Below are 26,343 nucleotides of genomic sequence, written 5' to 3' on the forward strand. Positions count from 1 at the left end.
ACTTATACTTATGCTTATACCTATGCTTGTTATTTTAATTCGACATCAATATCGCCTCCATCACTTGTAAACACACTTGCAACCCCGCTTCCAGCAGCGAAAGCAATACGTTCTGTACCGATACTCAGTCGCTCAGCAAGACTCCTATTCGGCTTGAATTCTTGAATTTCAGGCTCGGCATCAATTAGATTCTCGATTCGATCTTTGACGTCATCTTCTGTCCCAAGTTCGTCGATAAGTCCAATCTCAAGTGCATCATTTCCAAGATAGATGCGGGCTTCTGTGTCACGGATCTGCTCAGGATCCATATCACGACCCTCACTCACGGTCTCAACAAACTGGTCATAATACCCATCGACGATACTTTGGAGATACTCCCGTTCACCGTCTTCAATCTCGCGAAGGGGAACACCAGCATCCTTGTATTCTCCAGCGGTGAATTGTTCATATGAAATACCAAGTTTATCAGCTAATCCGGACGCATTTGGTCGGGATCCAACAACACCAATCGAGCCAATAAGACTGACATCTCTTGCCCACATCTCATCGCATCCACTCGCAATCCAGTATCCACCTGATGCGCATGTATCAGTCGCATACGCAATTGTTGGACCATCAAATTCAATCGCAGCCCGACGGATATCATCACTTGGAAGCACCTCTCCACCAGGTGTATTGAGTTCAACAAGAAGTGCCTCAATCGCATCATCATCGTCAGCATCCTCAATCCGCTCGACAATATCATCGGCGGCTGACGCCCCTGAAGCTGATAATGGTGATGGTCGACCGCGGTCACGCTGAATTGGTCCCGAAATAATGACTTTTGCTACATTATATTCCTCAGCGTCACCTAAACGACCGCGTGTGAGTTGTGCGACAATCTGCTTCCCAGCAACGGTCGCTACAGCTCCCATTACCCCGGCGGCTAGCAGGGCCGGTCTATTGTCGTCTGCATCGAATTTCATATCCGATTTATATAGCCTATCCATAGGTATAAATCCGCGAATTTATCATTCCACTCATCAGATAAGCCAGTCATCTGTTCTTTACAGCTACCTTATATTGTGCTTAGAGCCTCTGAAATACACGAATTCGCTTGCATTGGGTTTAATACCAGCAAGGTATTATAACCGTTACATTGACAACGGAACTGTCGTGTCCTCCAGAAGAATCCGTTTTGAATCAGCACATCGCCGGTACTGACGATACAGAATACGCGCTTGTTATTGAGAATGCAGATCGACCATCGCTTATTGGACAGATGATTGAAGACATGTTCACCCGACAGCCTGTCGAGGTCGATACCAAAGCGTTGAGTGGCGATGAGCAGAGTCGACTCATATTGCTAAATAATGGTCGTATCGCAGCGAGTTCGCCACTGCAGGAGATTGAATCGTCGCTACTGCTGGTTAACTCAGATAGATACATCACTGGTGCGGCAAGTCTTGAAAATATCGAATATCCGGATGTTATTACAGCTCTGACTGAAGCACAATTTCGTCTTCAAGGCTATCCTGAATCAAATAAAGAAAAACTGATATTGGTACTTATCTCACGATATATTGAGCGGTTATCATATGAGCATGGAGGTGTCCATCGGGCATCTTTCCAGCGACTTTCTCGATTACTAGATGAAAGTGGGACTGAGAGCGTTTATCGGCGGCTTGGGGATGCTGACGTCGATACGCACGTATATGGAGTGCCGGATCAAGTCCCGCCACGTGGGTACAATGTCAAAATACATGGCGGATACATGTGTGATTATCGCAACTCATGGTTTGTTGTCCATCAGTCTGAGACGGCAGCAGCAGCATTGATGGCAATTGAGGTTGCCCCAAACGAGTGGAAAGCTGAGTGGACATTCAACCCTAATAAAGTGGCAACGATCAATGAGATTATACGAACGAATCTATAATAACTCGATCCTATCAGTCTCATCCGATATCACAAGTGACTGACAATAACTACAAATACTGGGGCAGAAGAAAAAAATTGAGTCTCAAGAGCTAATAATAATATCCATATCTCATCGACTAATATCATATGCTTCCCGATAGACACACTATGATATCTCATATACTGCAGGGTTACCCCCGCAATCAGGACATGTCTCCAAATCAGGCTTGAGATTCGTGCCACAATTACGACACTCAATATGTGCGTCTGTGGCAGGCGTCTGATCAGCCTCGTTGGTTGGTAGGATATACAGTAGCTCACTAATTCCCATGAGTATGAATAACGTATGTAACAAATGATAATAAATGTAACGCCAAACATCCTATATATGAATGCAGGAATTGTGTATTATACAATTATATTTTGATAAATACGTAGACATATGTTAATCTGGTATTATTCAGGATTAAATTGCTCAAAATAATAATTTATCGGTCATAAAATAATTGATATAAATATTGCTATTCACCTAATGGATACTCACACTATAGCGACGCTGCAATTGTTCCGATTATGATTTGATCGTTTGGGGCGAGCAGGTCGCCATCGTCAGACTGGGCGGGAATCACCCTATTCTCGCCTAACTCCTATTTTTGAAGAGAGTTGTCTGCGAATTAAGATCACGGAGTGAAATCTCGGGTGAGCAGTCGAACGTGGAATGAGTCCGGATTGTCGAATTCATCTTGCGTTACCGAGATCGCTGGTCTCGCTTGCACACTAGAACTCACAGATTTCTGGGGATAGCGAAAGCTGCAAGTATTCTTTTCAAATCCGTATAATCTATACTTCATTAAAGATGAATGATATCTGTTCATAGACGAAAGTGGTATTATACGATACGTATGTATGATATATGAATGAGAGTTGCCGTCCTGACTATTGGCGATGAACTCCTTGCAGGTGATACAACCAATACGAACGCAACATGGCTTGCACAGCGCCTGACAGAACGCGGTGTCACAGTCAGGCGGATACTCACTGTGCCTGATGAACATTCTCTTATTCGATCGCGCGTTCGTGAGTATAGTGGAAACTTTGATGCGGTGATTGTTACTGGTGGTATTGGTAGTACGCCTGATGATGTGACTGTTGATGCTGTTGCGGATGCATTTGACCGCAATCTTGTGATTAGCGAACAAGCCCGGGCTGATGTCATAGAGACACTTGAAGCTCTTAGCGATACAGTGCCGAATATCGATGTAGATATTGATGCCGAAGCGACGATTCCCGAGGATGCACGCCCACTGCTCAACACTGAAGGATTGGCTCCTGGATGCGTTGTTGAGAATGTCTATGTTTTACCTGGAATTCCGAGTGAATTAAAAACGATGTTCAATAAAATCGCAGAGGAATTTACTGGTGAAGCAGTTTCAAGCGTCCTCTACACGGTCAAACCAGAGGCAAACATCGTTTCGGCACTGAAAACAGTTAGTGAGGAATTTGATGTGACAATCGGCTGTTATCCAGACAGAAATGCGGGTCATAATCGGATTAAAGTGACAGCCACTGATGGAGAGACACTCACGAGTGCAATAACATGGCTTCAAAATCAAATTGATGCAAGCGATACGCCAGTTGAGCGAGACTGGGGCGAGAATGTTGAGTCCGATTAACAAAATTGACTTGAGTATCATTAATTCAGATCAATTTATTATTCTAATATTTCATCAAACGCTGTATATTCATATTCTGCCTATCGATGATATATCAATCTCGAAGTTACAGTTATGAACTTCCGTCCTGGGATAAATCGAGAGTCGATGATTAGAGATAATAAAATCACACACAAATTGAGTGATACTGTTCAACTGGCTGTATACAATGTCTAAATCGGATTCAAAAACAGCACTGTGTCTCGATATTGATGGCACGCTTTATCGTGGCGGGTCTGTGTTTATAGAGTCACTCAGTTATCTTCCATTCGTTCAATCCGGTCATTGGTCACCAACTGACCGTCATGTGCTTCGACAGGCGATTGGGCTTGTTGGGCGTTATTATGGGAACGCATGGACAGAAAAACGCTGGCAGATAACACTCCGAATAGTGGACCTGCTTCAGCGTATTGGAACTGATGAGATAGCCCTCTCATTACTTGACACGCTTCGAGAGTTCCAGACACAACTCAACAGTGTGATTGATCCTGAATACACATTCAACTCGCCGTCGGCAAGCGATTATGACGAAATGCGAATCTCATTGCTCACGACGTACGCGAAAGCAATCACCACCCATCATCAGAGTGAGCTCCGAACAGCAATTAATGACATCATCAGTCGATGTACCCTTATCGATAAAACAACAGCCACCGCATTGGAGGATATTTCCACATCATCGTCATCACTTGATATCATACTTATCACAGATATGCCAACTACGATAGCTGAGACATTCGCGAGCGAGGCAATTGAAGCTCCGATTCAAACGACCGTTGCGACGAGATTTGAGACCGACCAGACAGAACGCTTTACCGGGGAATTTCACTCAATAAATAAATCTGAAATGCTCACAACGCTGGATGAACAGCATGATTGGGACCGCATTGTTGCAGCGGGAGATACTGTTCGAGACCTTCGAATGCGATCAATTGCTGATCGGTTCATTGCTGTTTCCGGACAGGGTCAAATTAATGAATATCTTCAAAAGCCATACGTGACTGCCACTGGGTCAAATCCTGAAATCATAAATAACTCACGTGACGTGTATGTTCCAAGTGAAGTCCCACTTGGAGTAGTTCTACGAGCGTTACTTTTGAACTGACACATTAGTTATACGATGATATATAATCAATCTTGTCAATCAGTCGGGTAGCACATTCCTCATCACATCGCTTGTTCGCCTCGCACTGGAAGTTACTATCATAGACGGTGGCAAAGGAAATGATATCCCTGTTATATTGTCCATCCGTTCAGCCATTCGGGGGTTATCGTGCACTGACGTATTTTACACAGCATGTGACTCCGTTACTCTACATGACCTGTTTTTATTTCAAGTGACTCCCCAGTATTGAGACGTGCATAATTCCCACTGACAGGGTTCTTTGGGGTTTGCTTGCTCACGGCGTTAACCGATATATGTGAAACTCCACGGAATGCCGTGCGTCCTGGCTGGTGAATATGACCGCTTACGCTTGCTTTAGCCGTCTTTTGGAGGATTTCAAGCGTCTCTTGACGATCCCATGGGTATGCACGCTCTGGATAGTTTCCAAACCACACATTATCTTCGATTGAAAATGGTCCAAGCGGGTGATGTGATAATACAATCGCATCTGATGGTAGCGTGTCATCAAGCCAACTGCGCTGTTCGGGACCGATTATTCCACGAGCCCCGACATCTTCCCTGACGGAGTCAAGATAGACATATGCTTGATTATCAATCCAAACTATCCCATGAAATCTATCTTGATCAAGGATTTCACTGAGTTCGTCCTTTGAATGTGTGGCTACATCATGATTACCGAGTAGATAGGTTACTGGTGACACCCATTCATCAAATATTGATTTGATCTCATCTAAATGCTCTCGATCAGCGTGATTTGTTGATTCCTGTACTCGACTCTGCACGTTTATAAACTACCCTCAGAATGGAGAAAGAGGTGGTCAATGTCTTCCATCAGTCCATCGAGATCGCGGTCTGGTTGATCGCGCACCCAGGAAAACATGTTGTAGATCGTCTCCTTGAGACCGTGTTCGAGTTGTGATCGGAGCGACGAGGCTTTCGAGACAAGTCGCTCCGAGGCGCTCGATTCCGGACCAAGCCGAAGAAGGCTGTAGGCCAGCATCTGAAGGTGCCAGTGACGACTGGCACCGTCAGAATCACGAACCTCGCAGTCTCCTAAGCCAAGATCCTCTTTCGAGTCCTCGAAGAATGTCTCTACTCGCCATCTGTACGAATAGCTCCGAATAATGTGTGCCGAAGGCGCGTCAATCTTGCTCGTCGCAAGATACTTTACTGGATTCTCTTTGTCCTCATCGGTAACCTTCTCTGTGATTACCAGCCGAACTTCACCTAATTTCGAGACAGGGACTGTCTTAGTCCAAATTTTGTACGTTTCACCGTCAACTTCTCGCTCTTCCTTGTCGATGCACTCTTCGAGCGCATCGACGCGTCTCTCTTTGTTCGCGTAGGTCACCTGTCGGTTGCCCCGTAGTGGTCCAATCCAGTCCTTGCCGTGTGATTCGACGTGTTCGATCAGACCGGAGTCATGAGCAAACCATGCATCGAAGAGGTAGGTGCCCGCAGGCACACCTACCTCTTCTTCTAATTCCGTGATTATCTCTCGTGCGAGGTCGTATTTTGTCTCCTGTTCGTCTTCCTCGTCCTCGTCGTCGACCTTCTCGTACTGGCGAAAAGCAAGTGGATAGGACGTTTTATCATCGGTATAGAACGCGTAGACGAGGTTCTGTCCCCAAACAGGCTCACCCTCAGAGTGATCGTAGAACTCTCCAGCACCGGGAAGGGACTTCCCGGTTCGCTGGATGACTGAATCGTCAATAACGATATAGCCGTTTTGTGACCAGCGTGTCTCTCCGTGTTTTTGCAGTTCCTCTAACCGCTCGTGATTGAGCTGATCCTCATCCCAATCGTATTCGGTGATGAACTTGTTGAGTGCTCGGTCACTTCCGGCAGGAAGGACCTCTCGTGCAATTCCGGTTACAGTCTTGCTGCGGCCCGCAGCAAGACCTGTCACGTACGTTTTGGCGTGAGTCGTTTGATGATATGATAGCGAGTCGAATTCATCCAGCACGTCGGTGCACGAGAGGAAATCCGTAATCGGCAGCATCAAGTTTCAATGCTGCCTACATCACGCCCCTATTTAAACGTGCAGAGCCGAGTCCTGTAGTAAATCTCCAAGAATAAATGTATGTGCAATTTGACCGGTATTCATATATTCGTGCTTTATTTTATGCAGTCGTTCAATAATTTCATCATGATACGCTTCTCGGAGATGAATATCGGTGATAATTCCAATAGTACTCATTGAGTGATCAGTAGTAGATAGTTTGGTTGCGTATTCGAATCTTGCATACTAATATTCTTGCTGGAGGGTCACATGGCGCTTGCTAATATATCTATAGAGCAATACATATGCTGAAGCTACGGATTTTCGTCTCCTTCTCACATGATGACCGCCGGAGTCAAAAGAATATGAGATAAACACAATTACTGACTATCGCACACAACAGACGACCAGTGTGCGATGCAGAGGCTAGTTGATCTCAGATTTGTCGTTGTATGATAAGCTATTAGATCTTTCAGGCAATTCGCGTGAATGATGTGCTCATGCGTATTACTGACGCTCGCTGATTATCTCACCGACGCGGTCACCAGGACGCCGTAACTCACCAGATTCAACCTCATAGACATATCCTGTAATCGTGACTGAGTCAGGAATCAGCTCAGACTGACGCAGGTGTTCAACTTGTGTAGCGCAGGCTTCATCAATATCATCCGTCATTTTCACCCAATCCATGATATCAGCATCATCAATGTTCAATGCTGGTAATGATGGGTCAAGATCGATTTGATCAAGATCACCAGCTTCGGCTTCAAATCCCTCACGAACCGCTTCATCAGGGGCACTCATCATTCCACAATCTGTATGATTGATAAGAATAATCTCGTCAGTATCAAAGAAGTTCGTTGTCAGCGCGGCTGAGCGAATCACATCGTCAGTGACTTTACCACCGGCATTACGAAAGATCTGCGCATCACCAAGTTCAATCCCAAGAGTTTCCTCAACCGGAATACGCTCGTCGATACAAGTGATAACAAGTAAATTCTCATTTGTCGGAATCCCTTCTCGACGACGTCGAGCCCACATTTCGCGATTTTCAACCGATTCATCAACCTGCTCATGCACGTGTTCAGTATTAGACATCATTTTGATATTAACTCGAACGATACTGATGATTTCGTTTCCCCCGCCTGTTACCGGAATCTATGACAGGACTCAAACAGCGCAAATCGAGAGGAGTAAGCATTCCTCAGCGAAGCATAAAACGGTGACACACCGATGTTGAACCGTATTAGTCTGACACAACCGGCAGTATTAGGCATATCCAACGCGGTCAACGAGATCTGCAGCCATCCTTTCAGCTCTTGATAAGACACTATCAACGGGCTCATCAAACGAGCGTATCTGTCGGTCTTGCATCACAACATCACCGTCACATATCACAGTGTCGACTTCAAATCCTTGTGCGGCGTGGACAAGACCGAATACTGGATTCGGACTGGGGGTCAGATGCGGATGGTCAAAATCGACGATAGCGATATCTGCTTGCTTTCCAACCTCTAAGGAGCCAAGACTGTCGGCGCGACCAATAGCTCTCGCGGCGTCAATGGTAATCATATCGAATGCTTTCTGAGTCGAAACGACACCTGGGTCACGATGATATCCTTTGTGCCCTCCAGTCATCGCTCGGAGATCACTTATTGGATTGACCGTATCATTCAAGATCGAGTTATCGGTGCCAAGTCCGACCGTCACCCCGGCGTCCAACATCGCCGCTACTGGCGCGAATCCAGTCGCAAGACGCATATTCGCCATATAGTTATGTGCAATCTTAGTACTAGTCATAGCGATAATACGAACATCATTCTCATCGATTTGAACACAATGACCCAACAGCGCCCTATCACCCAGGTATCCGATATTTCGAAGATACTCAATGCTTGACAGTGAGCGCTGCTCCTGTGCTTCTGCTTCTGCAACGTGGACAGTCGTCATCACATCGTGTTCTTCAGCAAGAGCATAAGCCGCTTGGAAACAGCGGTTCGTTGTAGTTTCAACGACGACTGGTGCTGGCCATATCGATTGCCGACCGTCAGCAGTCCCGTTATATGCCTCAATGAGTGAATTGACCTCTTTGAGAACAGTGTCGGTCTCCTCAACAAATCTTTCCAGTGGTGGATGGTCAACATCATTATCTCGAGTCTGAATGTCCAACACAAGCTCTTGGAATGCATTATCTGCGCCGCAGTCAACCATTCCCGCTGCATAGATGTTTCTAATACCAGATTGATCGTATATTTCTAGTTTCGCCTCAATATCTGTCCAATCATCCCAGAGAACCTCGGTGTCGTTCTCAACAAATGTCGTCACTCCTGCGAGAATTGCCTCGATACAGTATAGTGTCGCTGCAGTGGCATGCTCTTCGGGTTGCATCGCCAGTGTTCCCGGTCGTTTGACATTATATAACCAGTCAAGTAGACCGCGGTTTTCAGCGAATGAACCCCGAAGCAGGATATCCGAGACGTGCGTATGTGGGTTAATGAGCCCAGGAATAATGACTCCGCCGTCGGCATCAATAATCGTCTGAGCATCATGATTGGTGGTGATATCAGCAGTCGGTCCAACTGCGGATATGTTGCCATCTTGGACAGCAACGGCACTATTTGTGAGCACAGTTCGGTCGGCATCCTGTGTGATAACCGTCCCATTGATAACAAGCAACTCCGTCATCGGCATGTTGTCCGTGATTGAATTGTTTGATCATGGAGGCTCTCACTGGTATTTTTCGACCGTGACTGTCTGTTCATACGGCGGCATCTATTGGTGTGAAGATAAATATCTTTACAAAGGATCGGATATACATGTGATAACATATTATTTTTGCATGATTAATATACATCTATGGTTTTCTCACGTCAAATATGATAATATGATGATATGATGATATGATAATACAATACATATTTTAGTAATCTGGCTTTCCTGATAGACAATTGATTATATATCATCTTAGCACTGGATTTCGACGCTTTTTCAATTACTATCGAGTGTTATATAATAACACCCAAAAAGATAGAATAACTGCGTTCGTCCGCAAATTTGTCCAAAGAAAAAGGAATTATATATTAATAGCTGACATAGATTTACAATAAATAAATGAGTGATGACAAATTTGTTCGGATGGAAAATATTACTAAGACCTTCCCGGGGGTTGTCGCGAATGATAGCGTATCGATGTCAGTAAAAAAAGGCGAGATTCACGGGTTATTAGGCGAGAATGGAGCAGGCAAGAGCACGCTGATGAAGATCCTATATGGACTGTATTCGGCTGATGAAGGGGATATCTGGCTTGATAATAATCGTCTTGAAATGGACTCTCCGCAAGATGCAATTGATGCAGGTATTGGTATGGTTCACCAGCACTTTAAATTGATTCCACGCCTCTCTGTTTCGAAAAATATTATTCTAGGGAAACGAGAGCCAATTGCGGCATTCAAAGATAATAGTGGATCCGAATCAGGTGTTCTTCACTCACTCACTTCTAACAACATCGTCCAGGGCCTTGCTTCACGATTCACGCTCGGACTTGATACACCGGAAAAACAGATACAACAGTTATCTGATAATTATGGATTTAATATTGATGTTACCGTGCCTGTTTGGGAACTCGGTGTTGGCGAACGCCAACGTGTCGAGATTCTCAAAGCACTGTATCGAGATGTCGATTTATTAATTCTTGATGAACCAACAGCGGTGCTTACTCCCACACAGGCAGAACGACTATTTGAGACGCTTAAAACGTTAACAGATGAAGGTCTCACGGTTATCATAATTACACATAAACTTGATGAAATTAAAGAAGTCACCGACCGTGTGACAGTCCTTCGAGATGGCAGAGATATCGGAACCGTCGAAACAAGCGAGCAGACCTCTGATGACCTCGCCCGGATGATGGTTGGACGGGAAGTATTATTCAATGTAGACAAAGATGACGTCTCGGTGGGCGAAACGGTACTCAATGTTTCATCACTTCGGACAACAAACGATCGAGGTATTGAAGCTGTCTCTGGCGTGGACATGAGTATCAGATCCGGTGAGATTGTCGGACTTGCGGGAGTCAGTGGAAACGGGCAAAAAGAACTCGCTGAATCCCTTGTCGGCGTCCGAGAGACGCTAGGCGGCTCAATAGAAATAACTGGCGATGATGTAACCAATGAGTCGCCAAATGCATTCATCAATAATGGTGTATCGTTTGTTCCTGAAGATAGACACAGAGACGGCTGTGCAGGAACACTCTCTATCATGCATAACGCCGTAATGAAACGATACGCCGATTCTGAATTCTCTGATGGATTCAAACTCAATTATGAGGCGATGGAGGAATATGCAGACACCTTGGTCGAGGAGTTTGACGTCCGAGGAATTAATGATGTTCGAGAAATTAATGCAGGAGAATTATCTGGAGGGAATCTACAGAAACTCATTCTTGCACGAGAGATGTTGCGTGAACCAGATCTGTTAGTTGCGAACCAGCCGACCAGGGGGGTTGATGTGGGTGCTATTGAATTCATTCGGGAGCGACTCGTTGCACAGCGAAAATCGGGAACCGGGGTCCTCTTATTATCTGAAGATCTTGATGAACTCTTCGACCTCAGCGATAGAATTCTGACTATCTATCAGGGAGAGATTGTTCACGAGACAACCCCAGAAGAAGCCGATCGCCAACGCATTAGCCTTGAAATGAACGGTGGCAAAGAGGAAGTCAAGCAACCGACGCAAATAGCTGCTGACGGTGGCAGGAGTGGCTTCTAATGAAATTGAATGTCGAATTAACCCCACGGTCAAACATTCCAACGTGGATGGCGTATGGGACTCCGGTATTCACAATACTGGCTGCGCTGATTGTAAGTGGATTTGCACTCTTCAGCTTAGGGGTTAATCCCTTGGTAGCTTACAATATCATGTTCGTCCAGACGCTGACTACCAGCTTTGGCATTACCAACACATTAGTGAAAGCCGTGCCATTGATTTTTGCTGGATTGGCAGTGTATCTACCGCTCAAAGCGAGACTATGGAATATTGGTGCAGAAGGACAACTTATAATCGGAGCCATTGTCGGTACGGCGGTTGGGTTGAGTGTCTCGCTTCCGATATATGCGCTACTACCGTTGATGTTTATTACCGGCGGAATCGCAGGTGCTATGTGGATTGCCGTCCCGGCGTGGCTACGGGCAAGATATGGTATCAACGAAATCATAACCACGCTATTATTCGTTTTTATTGCGCAGTCGCTATTGAATTATGTCGTTCGTGGACCACTACAGGCAGCTGAATCAAATTTTCCACAGTCGGCATCGCTTCCGACTGCAGCGACACTTCCGTCTATCCCTATAATTGGATTTCCGTCTGGAGTTCTGTTGGCGATAGTCCTCGTTGCAGTCACATATGCTATTATAAATTATACGCGACTTGGATATGAAATCACGTTCATGGGTGCAAACGACAACGCAGCCGAGCATGCTGGGATGAGCAAGCTAAAGATATATCTCATTGCACTCATGGCTGGCGGTGCGATGGCTGGATTCGCTGGTATTAGTGAAATATCCGGTGTCGAGGGTCGATTGCGGGCATCGTTTGATCCTGGATATGGATTTACTGCAGTTCCAATTGCGCTACTTGGTCGTAACGGCGCGTTCAGAGTGTTACTCGCAGCGTTGTTTTTTGCTGTTTTGTTCATTGGTGGATCCAGCATTGAGACAAGCCTCGGCGTCCCTTCGGCAATTACCAATGTTATGGAAGCATTGATTATATTATTCCTTATCACCGCAGAATTTTTCAAGAATTATAGTGTGGGACTATCACTCGACCAGACACCAACTCCAAGTGCACCCGGTGACCCGGAAGGTGATGTGTGATGTCGGGATTCGTAACCGGGTTGGCAAATGCAACGGTCAACGCGAGTACGGTACTCATTCTTGCAGGACTCGGGGAATTGATAAGTGAGCGATCAGGCGTGCTTAATCTCGGTGTTGAGGGGATGATGCTCGTCGGTGCGCTATCTGGTTTCGTTGTCACATCGATAACTGGAAGTCCGTGGCTCGGTCTGTGCATTGGGATTCTCGCTGGCGGTGCAATGGCATTGCTACACGCGTTTTTATGTGTCTCACTTAATTCTGACCAGGCTGTAAGTGGGATTATGCTTACACTTCTTGGTGTTGGCTTGACAACATACTTCGGAAATCCCTGGACAGGTGACTCTGTTTCAGGATTTTCCGAAGTGACTCTGCCAATCATTGGATCATTCCTGGTTGAGATTCCGATAATCGGTTCAGCGCTATTCAACAGCACGCCTACAGACTACATCGCGCTATTATTGATCCCAGTTGTCTGGCTGTTTCTTTATAAGACGAATATTGGACTTGAAATGATATCTGTTGGTGAAGACCCAGAGACAGCAGACACAATGGGTATTGACGTGTTTAAAATGCGATATTTGGCTGTGATTATTGGAGGATTATTCGCTGGTGCTGCAGGTGCGCATCTCTCGCTTGCGTTCAATCAAATCTGGTCATCAGGCATGACTGCTGGAAACGGTTGGATTGCTGTGGCTTTGGTTATTTTCGCGCGGTGGGAACCGGGACGAATACTTGTTGGCGCATACTTGTTTGGGCTATTAAATGCGATTCAGTTGTACTCTCAAGGTCTGAAATTCACCCTCGCGCCAGAAACAGCGCTCTCTGGCTTGCTTAACCCAATGATCGAGTTTGTCATGAATCCAACTATCATGTCAACGTACCCGTATATAGTTACACTGCTCGTGTTGGTCATTACCGTTGTTCGAGCAGAGAACCGTCAACTCGCGCAGCCTTCAGCCCTGGTTCAGTCTTACAGTCGGGAGATTGATTAACGGCTTACTCGAGGACCACAACATGAATATATACACGATCTATACGGAATCACCACCCTGAGTCGACATACTGTCAGGTAAAAATCGACTTATAACAAATATTTATAAATATGCAGAATATGTGTCTGAATGGCAAACTGCCAATAGAAGTAGTAAACAAACATTATATAATTAAGCCAAATATGAAACAATACCAATTATTAATGATAAGCGAACAAACGACGAGCACTCAAACAGCAATTGACGATACCGAAGGAGGAATTAATCACGATGAGTAAAAAGCCGATCACACGACGAGCAGCATTAAAAGCGGCAGGAACGGTAGGTATAGCCGGGTTAGCTGGCTGTAGTGGTACTAGTAGTAGTGGTGATAATAGTAGTAGTGACTCCACAGATAGTTTGACTGCAGCATTCCTGTATGAGTCTGAGGTTGGTGAAGTCGGTTGGGACCGAGCGCATGAGGATGCCCGACAAGCTGTTGATGACGAATTCGACTGGCTGGATACTCGATTCTCTGAAGCGGTTGATTCCAGTGATGTTAAACGCGTCATGGAAGAGTACATCACCGGTGGAGCAGACGTGATTTTTGGGACAACATTTGGCTTTATGGATCCAATAGCCGAACTATCACCGGAATACCCAGACACGGTTTTTGAGCACTGTTCAGGATTCAAAACAACGGATAATATGGGTCGATACTATGGTCGATTGTATCAAGCACGATATCTCTGTGGTGTTGCTGCCGGGCTGCTAACCGAGTCGAACCAGTTGGGGTATGTCGGTGCGTTCCCGATTCCCGAATTGGTCCGTCAGATCAATGCCTTCGTGCTCGGTGCGCGAAGTGTTAATCCAGATGTGACTGCAGGTGTTCGATGGACAAACGCATGGTTAGATCCGCCAACTGTCACGCAGGCTGTAAATACGCTTATCAATGACGGCGCTGATGTTATCAACAATCATCAAACCTCAACCGCAGCTGTGCAGACCGCCGCCGAGAACGACGCCTACGCGTTCACATACACAACGTCAATGGCTGACGCTGGTGGCGAATTTTATGGTAGCTCGGCTATCTTTAATTGGGAAGAATTCTACAAGCCTACGCTACAGTCAGTATATGACGACGAGTGGGAGTCTGATGCGTACTGGAAGGGACTTGAGTCAGGCGTGATCGATATTGATGACTTCGGTCCGCAGGTTAGTGATGATATTGTCAGTGAAGTCGAAACACAAAAACAAGAAATTATTAACGGTGAGCGCAGCGTCTGGGAGGGAAGCCAGTTCGAAGGTGAATCTGATGAATTCCTCTTCAGCCAGATGGGCAGCTATGTTGAGGGTATCGAAGGAGAAGTGCCAAGTTCTTGAACGGAATACTTTGATATCGGATACTGTAATACCCCCTCGGTTTGGATTGCACGTCATGAAAGATGTGTAATCGTCTCTTATATTCGATGCTGCAATTATGAGATATACCGAGTTATGATACCATATCAACTAATATAGGATCTAACTTCTATATGTTATACCAAAGAACGATATTCGGGAGATCTTTGTAAATGTAAACCTCACGCCTATCACATTTTCAGATATACCAAAAATGTTTAATTATCGGCTGATAATTGTTCATATGGACAATATAGTAATAAACGCTCCCGCGAAGAAATCAACCGATAAAGAAGTCGAAGAAATGCGAGCGCGCGTTCGGCGCCGACTGGTTCGATACGCCTGAATATTAACGTTCACATTCAGCTATAATCTTTTTTATTCGTTTTACTGATGCAATGTTTGTTTGGACGCATCGTCTCCAACTACGTGCATTAATATCAGCACTCACGACAACGAAGTAGAACAGTGGGTGTATACATACTGTGGCAGTCGGTAGTCGTATGATTAATCTCTTCCAACGCGTGCCGATAATATTGTTAGGACATCAAGAGGATTGACGCAACGAAGGCGGATACATTCATGATCTATGTTATTTTTCGCTTATTTTCGTATGTATGTCTACAGATATCGAAGAAATTATTTACAAATATACACTGATATAGGCTAGATATACAAATGAGCTCGGAAAAAGTGGACGTCAATTTGACAGTGAATGGTGAGTCTCATTCTGTCTCCGTCGAGCCAAGAGAACTGTTAGCACAGACGCTCCGCGAGCGACTCGATTATACCAGTATCAATATTGGCTGTGAGTCAACGCTTTGTGGTGCGTGCACGATCCACGTAGATGGGAAAGCAATAAAATCATGTACAAGATTAACCGTTCAAGAAGACGGCTCCGAGATTCGAACGGTTCAAACATTATCTAATGATGGGGTTCTTGGAGATCTTCAGACAGCCTTCTCAGAAGAACACGCCCTGCAGTGTGGCTACTGCACCCCAGGAATACTCATGACTGTTGATGAATATCTTGATAATAATCCCGACCCCTCACGAGACGAGATTCGGAGTGAGGCTCTACAGGGGAATCTTTGCCGCTGTACCGGGTATGAGAATATTGTTGATGCGATTGATGTCGCGTCTGACGCATTGGAGGAGTAGATATGGCGACCGACAGTGGTATTGGTAGTGATGTACAGCGTAGAGAGGACAGGCGAGTTCTGCTTGGGGAATCAAAAGGAACAGATGACATCAATGTCTCGGATGCACTCCACATTCAGTTTATCCGCAGTCAAAAGGCTCATGCTCGATTTAGTATTGATGCTGAGACCGCACGCGAGATGAACGATGTCGTTGAGGTATTCACTCCTGAAGATATCAAGCAATGTGAGACATCGACACCACTCCCATTCAGATTGTTTGCCGCGCCGATGCCTGGTCTTGACTATCCTGATAAGGCGCTCTGGCAACGGTGTTTCGCCGATAAAAAAGCACATTATCACGGAGAGATCCTCGGTCTCGTCGTAGCGGAGACACAAAGAATCGCCCGCGATGCGCTTGAGGCGATAGATATCACATATGACGTTTTAGAACCGGCGCTGACGCCAACCGAAGCGCTTGCTAGTGACGCGCCAGCGATACACGAGGAAGTCCCAGATAATATTGTTTTTTCGGCTGGTCAGGGTGATGAGGCGTCGGTTGCGGAGATGTTCGAACAAGCAAGTTACACCGCTGAACTCGAAAAAGACCCACAGCGGCTTTCACCGAGTCCACTGGAACCACGATCGGCAATCGCTGCGTATGATACAGCATCAGGACATCTTGATTTCACGGCGACGACGCAAATCCCACATGCGTACCGGCGATTGATGGCACAGATGCTTGCTTATCCAGAACATCATATTGACGTGACAGTTCCTGATATGGGTGGGGGATTCGGCGCCCGTCAACATCCTTATCCCGCTGATGTGCTCCTTGGGTGGTGTGCTATCGAGTTAGAAGAGACGGTCAGATGGCGAGCAACCAGAACTGAAAATCAACTCGTCGAGAACGACGGTCGCGGTTATGAGGGAACGTGGGAAATCGCGATGGCTGATGATGGCGATCTCCTCGGGGTCCGGGCGGATATTCGATATGACCTTGGCGCGTGGGTTGCATGGGGGGCAGCCTCTCTTGCAGAGGCTGGCAATCTTCTCATGACCGGGTTGTACGATATCCCAACTGCATACTCTCACGTCACCGGTGTCGTGACCAACACAGCCCGTGTTGACGCATATCGTGGCGTTTCATCAGTGCCAATGATATTAATGCTTGAGCGACTGGTCAGCAAGGTTGCGAAACAGGCACATATGGATCCGGCAATGGTCCGAAAGCAAAACTTTGTTGAGCCTGATCAATTTCCATATCAAGCCCCAGGTGGCGCTCTTTATGATAGTGGTGATTATGAACGAAACTTCGACCTCGGGTTAGAGACTATTGATTATGAACTCCTCCGCGAGAAACAAGAACGTCTTCGAGAGGAAGACCGATATATTGGTATTGGATTCGCTTGTGCAACTGAGGTTGCTGGTCTTGGTCCGGCTAGTCACATTGACGCTCCGTCATGGGGATATGGTAGTGTGCAGGTACATCCAACAGGAGATGTGACTGTCTACTCTGGCGGCTCAAATCATGGACAGGGACACGAAACGTCCTTAGCACAAGTCGCCGCAGATGAGCTCAATATCCCATTCGATGATGTTCGTGTTATTGAAAACTCTACAAAAGAAGTAAATGAGGGAGTTGGGACATTCGCGAGTCGTACCGCGGCACTCAGTGGGGGTGCTGTGACCAAATCCTGCCGAAAAATCATCTCAAAAGGTATCGAAGTGGCTGCAGACGAACTTGCTGTCCCCGCTGAGATGATTACATATGACGATGGGGAGTTCACCGCTACCACTGAGAACGGTGATATACAGTCGTTCTCGTTCGATGAAATGGCGTCAAAGGTTCACTTAGGACAAAACATCCCTGATGATATGGAACCAGGGCTTGCGGCAGAAACATATTATGACCCTGAAAACTGCACATGGCCGTTTGGGACACACATTGCCGTCATCGAAGTCAATCCCACGACAGGTGAGTTCGATTTTCTCGACTACGTTGCGACTGAGGACTGTGGTGTTCAAATCAACCCAACCATCGTTGAGGGACAGCTCATCGGCGCAATTGCACAAGGGGTTGGACAGGCACTGTATGAGGATGTCGAGTATGGTGAGGACGGAACACTTCTGTCTGATTCCTTCCGTACAGAACGAGTCGGCTCTCGGGGCGGATACACGCTTCCGAAAGCAGAGCATATGCCTGAGATAACCATTCGTTCAACCGAAACACCCTCGCCGCATACGCCACATGGGGCAAAAGGCATGGGCGAAATGGGATCGATTGCGGCTCCTGGTGCCATATTGAATGCAATCGAAGACGCAATTGAGCCGTTCGACCCTGAACCGATGACACCGCCGATTAGTTCTGAAAAGATTTGGCGGGCAATCAACACGGAGGGCACATAGATGCATGCAGAGCCATTCGAGTATACTCGCGCCGATAGCGTCTCGCATGCTATCCGTCTGCTCGAGGAAATCGAGGATAGTCAGCCATTGGCTGGTGGGCAAGCACTAATTCCACTCTTGAAAAAGCGCAAAATCGCACCCGGGACGCTCATCGATATCAGTCATCTTGACGAACTGCATGGCATAACGCGGACAGACTCAGGAGTTCGAATCGGTGCGCTTAGTACGCACAGAGAAATAACAAATTCCGACTTGCTTGCTCGTCTTGTGCCTGTACTCCCAGCGGCGATCTCGAAGATTAGTGGCGGAATACAGGTCCACAATGTCGCAACCATTGGTGGTAATATCGCGCGTGCACACCCAGCATACGATTATCCCGGAGCGTTGCGTGCATCCGAGGCGCGCATCCACATTGCTGGTCCAGACGGCGAGCAGATAGTCCCAGCAGCGGAGTTCTTTTGCGGTGCCTGCAAGACGTGCCTTGGGGAGTCACAGCTTGTGACAGCCGTTGAAATCGATAGCTGGAAACAAAAACGCTGTGGAGGATATGCAAAAAAGAAAGAGCCTGCATCAGGTGGCTCGGTTATTGGGATTGCGACCGATCTTTTATTTGAGGATGCAGACAGCAGTCGCGTCAGTGAAGCTCGAATCGCAGCAAACGGATTCCAAACGCATGCTGTGCGGATTACCGCTGCTGAGGAGGCTCTCCGAGGTTGCATAATTACCCCGGAAACAATTGAATCAACAGCAGATGCTGCTGGCAATGACATAGATACCGACGTAATACTCGATAATAAAAAGGCATCTGCCGACTATCGGAAGGCTCTGCTTGGACCGTATGTCCGTCGCTCACTCGAAAAAGCAATCTCAAACTAGTTATCTCGAATTCATTAATTCGCTGTGATTCTTCATACAAATGGTTGGTAATTCGATTAGTGTTTATTTTGAAATTAATCGTCTGCTACAGCGTCTGGAGCCTCATCATCGGGTCGGAGACCGGGTGAGTACTCAGTTTCGCCGACGCCAACACTGCCACCGGGAAGAATGATATTCAACACCAGTGCTGCGATGCCACCAGTGACAAGAGCGGAGCCAAACAGTGTCTGAACCTCAGTCGGGAACTGCTGAAGCACTTCAGGTCGAAACGCTACACCGAGTCCAAGTGCCATCGAGAGCGCGAGAATAGTTGAATTTCGCTGATTGAGTGTCACGTTCTGGTTGATGATGCGTGCTCCAGAAGAAAATATCATTGCGAACAAGATCAAAGCACCACCACCAAGCACCGCATCAGGCATCGCCGAAACAACGGCACCGACTTTTGGAACGAAGCCAAGCGCTAACAAAACCACGCCACCGATACCGGCTACGTACCGACTTGCAACACCGGTAAAATTCACGAGACCGACATTCTGGGAGTATGATGTATTTGGCATTGCATTGAATATCGCACCGAAGATACTCATCACACCATCAGCCATGAGTCCGCCTCGGAATTCCTTCTCATCAGCATCACGACCAACTGCTGACACTGTCCCGGAGATATCTCCGATCGTCTCGACGCCAGTAATGATATAAAGAAACGCAACGGTGAGTATCGCGCTTGGTTCGAATGTAAGTCCATATTTCAATGGAATTGGCACAGTAAACCATCCTGCGCTTGCAACAGCAGAGAAATCAACGACTCCAACGGCAAGTGCTGCGACGTACCCAACGGCGATACCGGCGAAGACACTGATGACGCGGACAAATCCACTGAAAAACTGGTTGAGTGCGACTGTTACAACGAGCACAAGCCCTGCCAGCCCAAGATTGAGTAATGACCCATAGCTTTCGACTGATGGTCCTGCTGAGGCACCGGCTGCGTAGTTCATTCCTGTCGGGATCAGAGTGAGCCCAATAAGCATCACGACGATACCGGTTACCAGCGGTGGGAAATAGCTTCGAAATCGATCGAGTGAGAACGCCATTCCTATTTCGACCGGCGCTGCGACCAACGCAGCACCGAAGACCGCGGCGATACCGAACTGATTGCCAATTCCAATTAGCGGTCCCAAAAAAGCAAAACTCGTCCCCATGACAATGGGTAATCGTGCACCGACTGGACCAATCGGGAATGCCTGGATGATTGTTCCGACTCCGGCGACGATAAGTGCCATCTGAACGAGAAAGGTCGTTTGACCGGTAACCGAACCAACTGCACCCGCAAGAATCAATGGTGGCGCAACGTTACCTAAGAACATTGCAAGGACGTGTTGAATCCCAAGTGGGAGTGCCTCTCCTAACGGTGGGCGGTCCTCAATGCCGTACTGTACGACCGAACTACCCCCGTCACTAGCCACTTCTTCTTTTCCCATACAAAATCTGAAATATACAGATATATCAATCCACCCAATATATACCTTATATTCGATAAATGTATGGTTTGATAGCTATATTATTGATATCAATCAAATAAAGTTGCGTTTTTTAATCTATATGTGAATTTAATACGAAGAAACTGCTGAAATAAAAATATCTATAATCCGAAGTTTAAATAATCAGAGTTACATATTTACACAAGATGAAACATAAAAGTATTGAGGAATTAAATAATTCTGAGAAAAATGAGTTTGTCGAACTGCTGAGTGATGTATATGAGGAATCTGCGTGGGTTGCAGAACAGGTTCACTCAAAGCGACCGTTTTCATCGGTCCAAGCGCTGAATGATGCGATGCGGGACACGGTTGACAGCGCATCCCGGGATACACAATTGGAACTGCTCAGGGCTCACCCTGACCTTGGTGAGCAGACCGAAATGACGGATGCTTCAGAGACCGAGCAGGCTTCTGCTGGGCTCACCGATCTAAGCCCAGCGCAGTACGATACGTTTCAGCAATTAAACAACCAGTATCGCGAGAAGTTCGGGTTTCCCTTCATCATGGCTGTTAAAAATAAGTCGCCCGAGGCGATACAGACCACAATGGAGGATCGAGTCGAACACGAGAGAGACCAGGAGTTTGAAACTGCACTCAGTCAGGTGCATGAAATCGCAAAGCTCCGTCTTCAGGAGTTATTCGCGCCGTAGCATTTTCTTGAATCATAACGGTAGCTATGAGATATCTATTTTGAATATCGTATTGAAAAACAAGATATATTGCACGTTGGTTCGAGAGTTAGAACTGGAAAATGATAATTGACAACGTGAGCGATGAAAAAGTAAAACAATCATTGAATTGCATGTTCCGACAGCAATGTGGAGATATTATTGAGCGATGATCAGCGACGAGAACTCCTCTACTGACGACCGGACAATGAACTACGGGAAAGAGAACGTCTCAGTCTACCGAACGTATGCAACACCACTGAAAGGTGTGCGCACAATACCGGAATCTACGTTTGACGGTCGAGAGAATATTCTATTTGGGGCAGATATCCGAATGCAGGTAGAAGGCGAGGACTTTCTGCCATCATTCAGTGACGGTGACAACAGCATGGTAGTGGCAACTGACTCGATGAAGAACTTCATCTATCATCATATGGGCGAGTATGACGGTGCGACTCTCGAGGGGTTGCTTGAATACATTGGGTCAGAAATACTTGATACATACTCACAGATGGAGGCTGTGACCATGTCAGCCGACCAACTCCCATTCGATAAAACGGAGGTTCCAGATGACGGAGAGTTCACTCCAAGTGAGTTGGTATTTGGCGTTTCAGATAGTCCATCAGGCTATGCTGAACTCCGTATTGATGAAACAAATGCCGGAATAACAATTACTGAACATACAAGCGGTGTCACCGGAATCGAACTGGTGAAGGTCAAAGATAATTCATTCACTGGATATGTTCAAGACGAGTATACAACGCTACCAGAACGAGAAAACCGCACATTGTATGTTGGTCTCGATATTTTCTGGACATACGACAACGCGGAGACCGCCCTTGGTTCGGATCCTGAAGCATACGTCCCAGCCGAGCAGGTGAGTGATATCGTTCAAGTTGTCTTTGATGACATGGATGTCAACTCGATTCAAGAACTGATCTATCAAATTGGACAACGAATCCTCAAACGGTTCTCCCAGCTCAATTCAGTGCGCTTTGAGGCCAACAATCGGACGTGGATTGGTGTGCGTGATGATGATCTTGATGACGATGGTAAGGTGCTCCGAGAACCACCCGCTCCAACCGGGTTTCAACAGTTCTCGATGGATCGAAGTGATCTTGAGAGGAGCGAAAAATGAGTGCTGGGCTGACAACACATGTCCTCGATACCAGTCGAGAGGGTCCCGCAGAAGGTGTTTCTGTGACGCTCCAACGGCTTGAGGAGGATTCCGAGACGATTGCATCAGGCATCACCAATGACGATGGACGACTTGAGGAACCATTATTAGGTCCCGAAGAGATTGAGCCTGGAACCTATGAACTCGTGTTTGATGTTGGGACGTATTATGAAGAGAAACCACTTGGAAGCACCTTCCTCGGAGAGGTCCCAGTCCGGTTCACAATCGATAACGCAGACGAACATTACCATGTTCCATTATTACTGTCACCGGGTGGATACACGACTTACCGAGGGAGCTAACATCGCTGTTGAAATAATTAACCGGTCTGTGGCTTCCGGTTTTGTTAACGAATAGTCGTACAGATAGTCGAGGTGACTGTCCTGGTGTGAGCTTACCGTCCATGGCTATTGAGGTATTCACTCTGCACCGGCAAGTTTAGCCACTGCGTTGGTCAAGACCTGCGTTGCAAAGGCACAGTCTAACCAATCCGTATGTTCAAGAGGACTATGAGAATGACCGCCACGAGATCGAGCGAAAAGCATTCCAGCGTCAGTGACATCAGCGACTTGCATCGTATCATGACCTGCACCCGAGGAAAGTGTGGGTGGCGCTATATCCAATCGCTCGGAACCATCTCGTAACGCGTTGCGGACCCGCTCTGTCATCGGTTGCGGAGGAATGCTATACGGCGTTTTGATTGAAACCGACAGACCTCTGTCTTTTCGAATTGATTCACAAGTGTCCTTGATCGTTTGCAGTATCCGATCGATTGAGGAGTGTTTCACATCTCGAATATCTATATCTAGTGTCGCAGTCCCAGGAATGACATTTATTGCGCCTGGTTCAACATTGAGCGACCCGACGGTCGCAACAGCTGAGTTGCTTTCATGATTTGCGATGTCTTGTGCTTCAGACTCAATCGTCAGAATGAGTTCGCTTGCTGCAGCGAGTGCGTCGTTTCGGTCATGCATTGGCGTGGTCCCGGCGTGGTTTGCTTCACCCTCAATATGGATATGACATCGTGTTGTTCCAGTAATTCGGGATACCACGCCGACCGGCTCCTCGGCGCGCTCTAATAGCATCCCCTGTTCGATGTGTAATTCAATCCATGAATCCCATTTGCTGGCGTCAATTCGCCCCTCACCGCGGAATCCAATATCTTCTAATGCCGCTTCAAGGGTTATCTCACCATCACTGAGCGAGAGTGCATCCTCAACGGATCGTTTGCCTGTTGCGACTGAGGAGCCTAGGACTCCATCTGCGAATCGTGTTCCTTCCTCACCAGTGAAACAGACGACCTCTATCGGGCGGTCAACCGTCTGAGTGCCCCGTTTAAGAGTGCGAACTGCTTCCAGCGCAGCGTAGACACCGAGTGGTCCGTCGAATATCCCACCCTCAGGAACGGAGTCGAGATGACTGCCTGCGGCAACTGGGTCAGCAGAGTCATCACATTCTGGCGGTGACCAGCGCCCGGTAATATTACCAACGGCATCGACTGATACATCAAGTCCGGCGGTAACCAGCTGATCAACAAAGTAATTACGAGCAGCAAAATTCGCTGGCGTCCCAGTGAGCACGGTGCGCCCAATACCGTCATCGGTATCAACCATCCCGAAATTAGCCGACCGTTCAAGATCATTTTGCACGGCCTTTCGATCTATCTCTAATTCGTTATTCATCTCTTCCTCCGTGAGGATGAAATGTGAAATCTTGTATTCTACGCCGTGATATATCCATAATCATACTGCATACATCCGATTTCGTCCATTAGTTTGTATTTACATGGTCACAATTTAATGCTTTTGAAAGCCTATCTTAACAACAAACAACCCTCATAGTAATCAGTAATACAAGATATCCAAGGTCTGCTACCATGCCTTCGAGCGTAGAGACGGTTGGTCACATCATTCTGGTATATGAAAGAACTCGTATTCTAAGGAAAATAATCACACGCTCTTCAGCATCAAATTGAATTTGATATCCACCGAAATTCCGTCTACGAATATAACTTTGATCTGGTCAATCGGTGTTCACATATGCTGTCATCGAAACAGAATTCAAAAAACTCCTCAAATGAAGATGAGGGATAACTCAACGGTTTCAAGATATCGACTGCAATGACACCAATACGAGCAGATGACTTATGTATGAGACCACATTCTAGCAAAACTGATGAAATTATCTGGAGATATCGTTCAAAATTCTTCGAGAATAATACCGGATGGGGCGGTTGTCGTCGAAGATACTGAAATCATTGCAGTTGGTGATCGGGAGCATATATGTGAGCAGTATCCAGACCACCCTGAACAGCACTACGATATTATTATGCCAGGTATGGTTGGCGGTCATATTCATTCTGTCCAGAGTCTCGGTCGTGGTATCTCCGATGACACAGAGCTTATCGATTGGTTGTACGACTACATACTACCGATGGAAGCCACATTGACTGCTGATGAGATGGAAATCGCCGCTAAACTTGGCTATCTCGAATTGATTGAAACAGGAACCACAACGGCGATTGACCACCTTTCGGTCGCCCATGCTGAGCAGGCGTTTGAGGCTGCTGGCGAAATGGGAATCCGTGGCGTGCTGGGTAAGGTATTGATGGACCAGCGATCACCAGATGGACTGATTGAGGAGACACAGGATGCGCTTGCTGAAACAGAACAACTGATTCAAAAGTACCACCGAAGTCATGATGATCGTATCCGTTATGCTGTGACGCCACGGTTTGCCGTCTCCTGCACAGAAGAATGTCTTCGTCGGACGAGAGAGTTGGCAGATGCGTATGACGGTGTCCGTATTCATACCCATGCAAGCGAAAATCAAAATGAGATCAAGACCGTCGAAGCGGACACGGGGCACCGCAATATTCACTGGCTTGATGAGGTCGGGCTTACGGGTGAGGATGTTGTTCTTGCACACTGTGTCTGGACGAATGAGTCTGAGCGCGAGTTACTCGCAGAGACCGGGACCCACGTCACTCACTGCCCCTCATCGAATATGAAACTCGCAAGTGGGATCGCTCCTGTCGTCGATTATCTCGATAAGGGAATTAACATCGCGCTTGGAAACGACGGTCCGCCATGTAACAATACGCTTGACCCATTTACCGAGATGAAACAAGCAAGCGTGTTACAGAAGGTCGATAACTTAGACCCAACTGTGGCAGCGATGGAAGATATCTTTGAAATGGCGACAATTAACGGTGCAAAAGCCGCTGGATTTGACCGGCTTGGAGAGCTCAAACCAGGCTGGCGGGCTGATATCATCGGACTGTCCACGGATACCACACGAGGAACACCACTGTACGATGTTCTCTCATATCTTGTATTTGCCGCACGCGGTAATGATGTCAAATTTACGATGGTCGATGGTAACATACTGATGGAAAACGGAACGGTCACTATCGCCGACGCTGATTCGATTCGTCAATCAGCCACAGAGGTTGCCGAGTCGCTTGATATATCTGATGCACGAGCTGACGCGCAGGACCAGAAACCATGATTGGTAATAATAATGAGAGCAGGGCACTGTTATTTATGTATAACTGAA

At 46.8% G+C, this 26,343-nt stretch carries 22 protein-coding genes; 14 read left to right on the plus strand and 8 right to left on the minus strand.

Annotation, left to right across the window (positions count from 1 at the left end):
• Positions 1-29: 29 nt before the first annotated feature.
• Positions 30-965, minus strand: coding sequence for a signal peptide peptidase SppA (gene sppA / locus HQRW_RS05525; RefSeq protein WP_049891684.1), 936 nt, complete (start codon positions 963-965; stop codon positions 30-32).
• 173 nt (positions 966-1,138) lie between these two features.
• Here sppA and HQRW_RS05530 point away from each other — a divergent pair, with 173 nt between their 5' ends.
• The 3 genes from HQRW_RS05530 (at position 1,139) to HQRW_RS05540 (ending at position 4,713) form a co-directional block, all read left to right on the plus strand.
• A complete protein-coding gene (locus HQRW_RS05530) occupies positions 1,139-1,915 on the plus strand; it encodes a DICT sensory domain-containing protein (RefSeq protein WP_049891692.1) in 777 nt (258 codons plus the stop codon).
• Positions 1,916-2,813: 898 nt separating this feature from the next.
• Positions 2,814-3,569: a competence/damage-inducible protein A gene (locus HQRW_RS05535; protein ID WP_014555810.1), complete on the plus strand. Its 756-nt coding sequence runs from the start codon at positions 2,814-2,816 to the stop codon at positions 3,567-3,569.
• Between the two features lie 208 nt (positions 3,570-3,777).
• The gene (locus HQRW_RS05540; protein WP_014555811.1) at positions 3,778-4,713 is read left to right on the plus strand and encodes an HAD family hydrolase; all 936 of its coding nucleotides are present in this window, start codon (positions 3,778-3,780) and stop codon (positions 4,711-4,713) included.
• Positions 4,714-4,916: 203 nt separating this feature from the next.
• Here the strand turns inward: HQRW_RS05540 and HQRW_RS05545 are convergent, their stop codons facing one another.
• The 5 genes from HQRW_RS05545 to HQRW_RS05560 form a co-directional block, all read right to left on the minus strand.
• Positions 4,917-5,516: a metallophosphoesterase family protein gene (locus HQRW_RS05545; RefSeq protein WP_049891694.1), complete on the minus strand. Its 600-nt coding sequence runs from the start codon at positions 5,514-5,516 to the stop codon at positions 4,917-4,919.
• A gap of 2 nt (positions 5,517-5,518) precedes the next feature.
• A complete protein-coding gene (locus HQRW_RS05550; protein WP_014555765.1) occupies positions 5,519-6,736 on the minus strand; it encodes an IS701-like element ISHwa4 family transposase in 1,218 nt (405 codons plus the stop codon).
• Positions 6,737-6,769: 33 nt separating this feature from the next.
• Entirely contained in the window at positions 6,770-6,934 is a 165-nt protein-coding gene (locus HQRW_RS15445) for a hypothetical protein (RefSeq protein WP_231852444.1), read from the minus strand.
• 309 nt (positions 6,935-7,243) lie between these two features.
• Positions 7,244-7,837, minus strand: coding sequence for a beta-class carbonic anhydrase (locus HQRW_RS05555; RefSeq protein WP_011571312.1), 594 nt, complete (start codon positions 7,835-7,837; stop codon positions 7,244-7,246).
• A 168-nt stretch (positions 7,838-8,005) separates the two neighbouring features.
• Complete coding sequence (locus tag HQRW_RS05560) at positions 8,006-9,427, minus strand: amidohydrolase family protein (protein ID WP_197535325.1); 1,422 nt, start codon at positions 9,425-9,427, stop codon at positions 8,006-8,008.
• Positions 9,428-9,847: 420 nt separating this feature from the next.
• Here HQRW_RS05560 and HQRW_RS05565 point away from each other — a divergent pair, with 420 nt between their 5' ends.
• The 7 genes from HQRW_RS05565 to HQRW_RS05595 all read left to right on the plus strand — a co-directional run bounded on the left by HQRW_RS05565 (position 9,848) and on the right by HQRW_RS05595 (position 19,402).
• Positions 9,848-11,503, plus strand: a complete 1,656-nt coding sequence (locus tag HQRW_RS05565; protein ID WP_014555814.1) for an ABC transporter ATP-binding protein — start codon at positions 9,848-9,850, stop codon at positions 11,501-11,503.
• Positions 11,503-12,606, plus strand: coding sequence for an ABC transporter permease (locus HQRW_RS05570; RefSeq protein ID WP_014555815.1), 1,104 nt, complete (start codon positions 11,503-11,505; stop codon positions 12,604-12,606). Before HQRW_RS05565 ends, HQRW_RS05570 begins: the two co-directional genes overlap by 1 nt.
• The gene (locus HQRW_RS05575) at positions 12,606-13,598 is read left to right on the plus strand and encodes an ABC transporter permease (RefSeq protein WP_014555816.1); all 993 of its coding nucleotides are present in this window, start codon (positions 12,606-12,608) and stop codon (positions 13,596-13,598) included. Before HQRW_RS05570 ends, HQRW_RS05575 begins: the two co-directional genes overlap by 1 nt.
• Positions 13,599-13,868: 270 nt before the next feature.
• Positions 13,869-14,960, plus strand: coding sequence for a BMP family ABC transporter substrate-binding protein (locus HQRW_RS05580; RefSeq protein WP_014555817.1), 1,092 nt, complete (start codon positions 13,869-13,871; stop codon positions 14,958-14,960).
• A 696-nt stretch (positions 14,961-15,656) separates the two neighbouring features.
• Entirely contained in the window at positions 15,657-16,139 is a 483-nt protein-coding gene (locus tag HQRW_RS05585; protein ID WP_014555818.1) for a (2Fe-2S)-binding protein, read from the plus strand.
• A gap of 2 nt (positions 16,140-16,141) precedes the next feature.
• Positions 16,142-18,526, plus strand: a complete 2,385-nt coding sequence (locus HQRW_RS05590) for a xanthine dehydrogenase family protein molybdopterin-binding subunit (RefSeq protein ID WP_014555819.1) — start codon at positions 16,142-16,144, stop codon at positions 18,524-18,526.
• Positions 18,527-19,402: an FAD binding domain-containing protein gene (locus HQRW_RS05595; RefSeq protein ID WP_014555820.1), complete on the plus strand. Its 876-nt coding sequence runs from the start codon at positions 18,527-18,529 to the stop codon at positions 19,400-19,402.
• A 74-nt stretch (positions 19,403-19,476) separates the two neighbouring features.
• On the opposite strand, the gene HQRW_RS05600 is transcribed toward HQRW_RS05595, so the two are convergent.
• Positions 19,477-20,880 (minus strand): uracil-xanthine permease family protein, encoded by a 1,404-nt coding sequence (locus tag HQRW_RS05600; RefSeq protein ID WP_014555821.1) that lies wholly within the window; start codon positions 20,878-20,880, stop codon positions 19,477-19,479.
• A gap of 206 nt (positions 20,881-21,086) precedes the next feature.
• Here HQRW_RS05600 and uraD point away from each other — a divergent pair, with 206 nt between their 5' ends.
• From uraD to uraH, 3 genes are all read left to right on the plus strand, one after another.
• A complete protein-coding gene (gene uraD, locus HQRW_RS05605; protein WP_014555822.1) occupies positions 21,087-21,590 on the plus strand; it encodes a 2-oxo-4-hydroxy-4-carboxy-5-ureidoimidazoline decarboxylase in 504 nt (167 codons plus the stop codon).
• 187 nt (positions 21,591-21,777) lie between these two features.
• Entirely contained in the window at positions 21,778-22,746 is a 969-nt protein-coding gene (gene pucL, locus HQRW_RS05610; RefSeq protein WP_049891695.1) for a factor-independent urate hydroxylase, read from the plus strand.
• Positions 22,743-23,087 carry a hydroxyisourate hydrolase gene (gene uraH / locus HQRW_RS05615; protein WP_014555824.1) on the plus strand — a complete coding sequence of 115 codons (345 nt, stop codon included), beginning with the start codon at positions 22,743-22,745 and terminating at the stop codon, positions 23,085-23,087. The genes pucL and uraH overlap by 4 nt, the downstream gene beginning before the upstream one ends.
• 117 nt (positions 23,088-23,204) lie before the next feature.
• Here uraH and HQRW_RS05620 read toward each other — a convergent pair whose 3' ends face one another.
• Positions 23,205-24,467, minus strand: coding sequence for a Zn-dependent hydrolase (locus HQRW_RS05620; protein WP_014555825.1), 1,263 nt, complete (start codon positions 24,465-24,467; stop codon positions 23,205-23,207).
• Positions 24,468-24,960: 493 nt separating this feature from the next.
• On the opposite strand from HQRW_RS05620, the gene HQRW_RS05625 reads away from it, so the two are divergent.
• Complete coding sequence (locus HQRW_RS05625) at positions 24,961-26,295, plus strand: 5'-deoxyadenosine deaminase (RefSeq protein WP_014555826.1); 1,335 nt, start codon at positions 24,961-24,963, stop codon at positions 26,293-26,295.
• Positions 26,296-26,343: the final 48 nt, after the last annotated feature.

This window comes from Haloquadratum walsbyi C23 (genome assembly GCF_000237865.1).
Lineage (GTDB): Archaea > Halobacteriota > Halobacteria > Halobacteriales > Haloferacaceae > Haloquadratum > Haloquadratum walsbyi.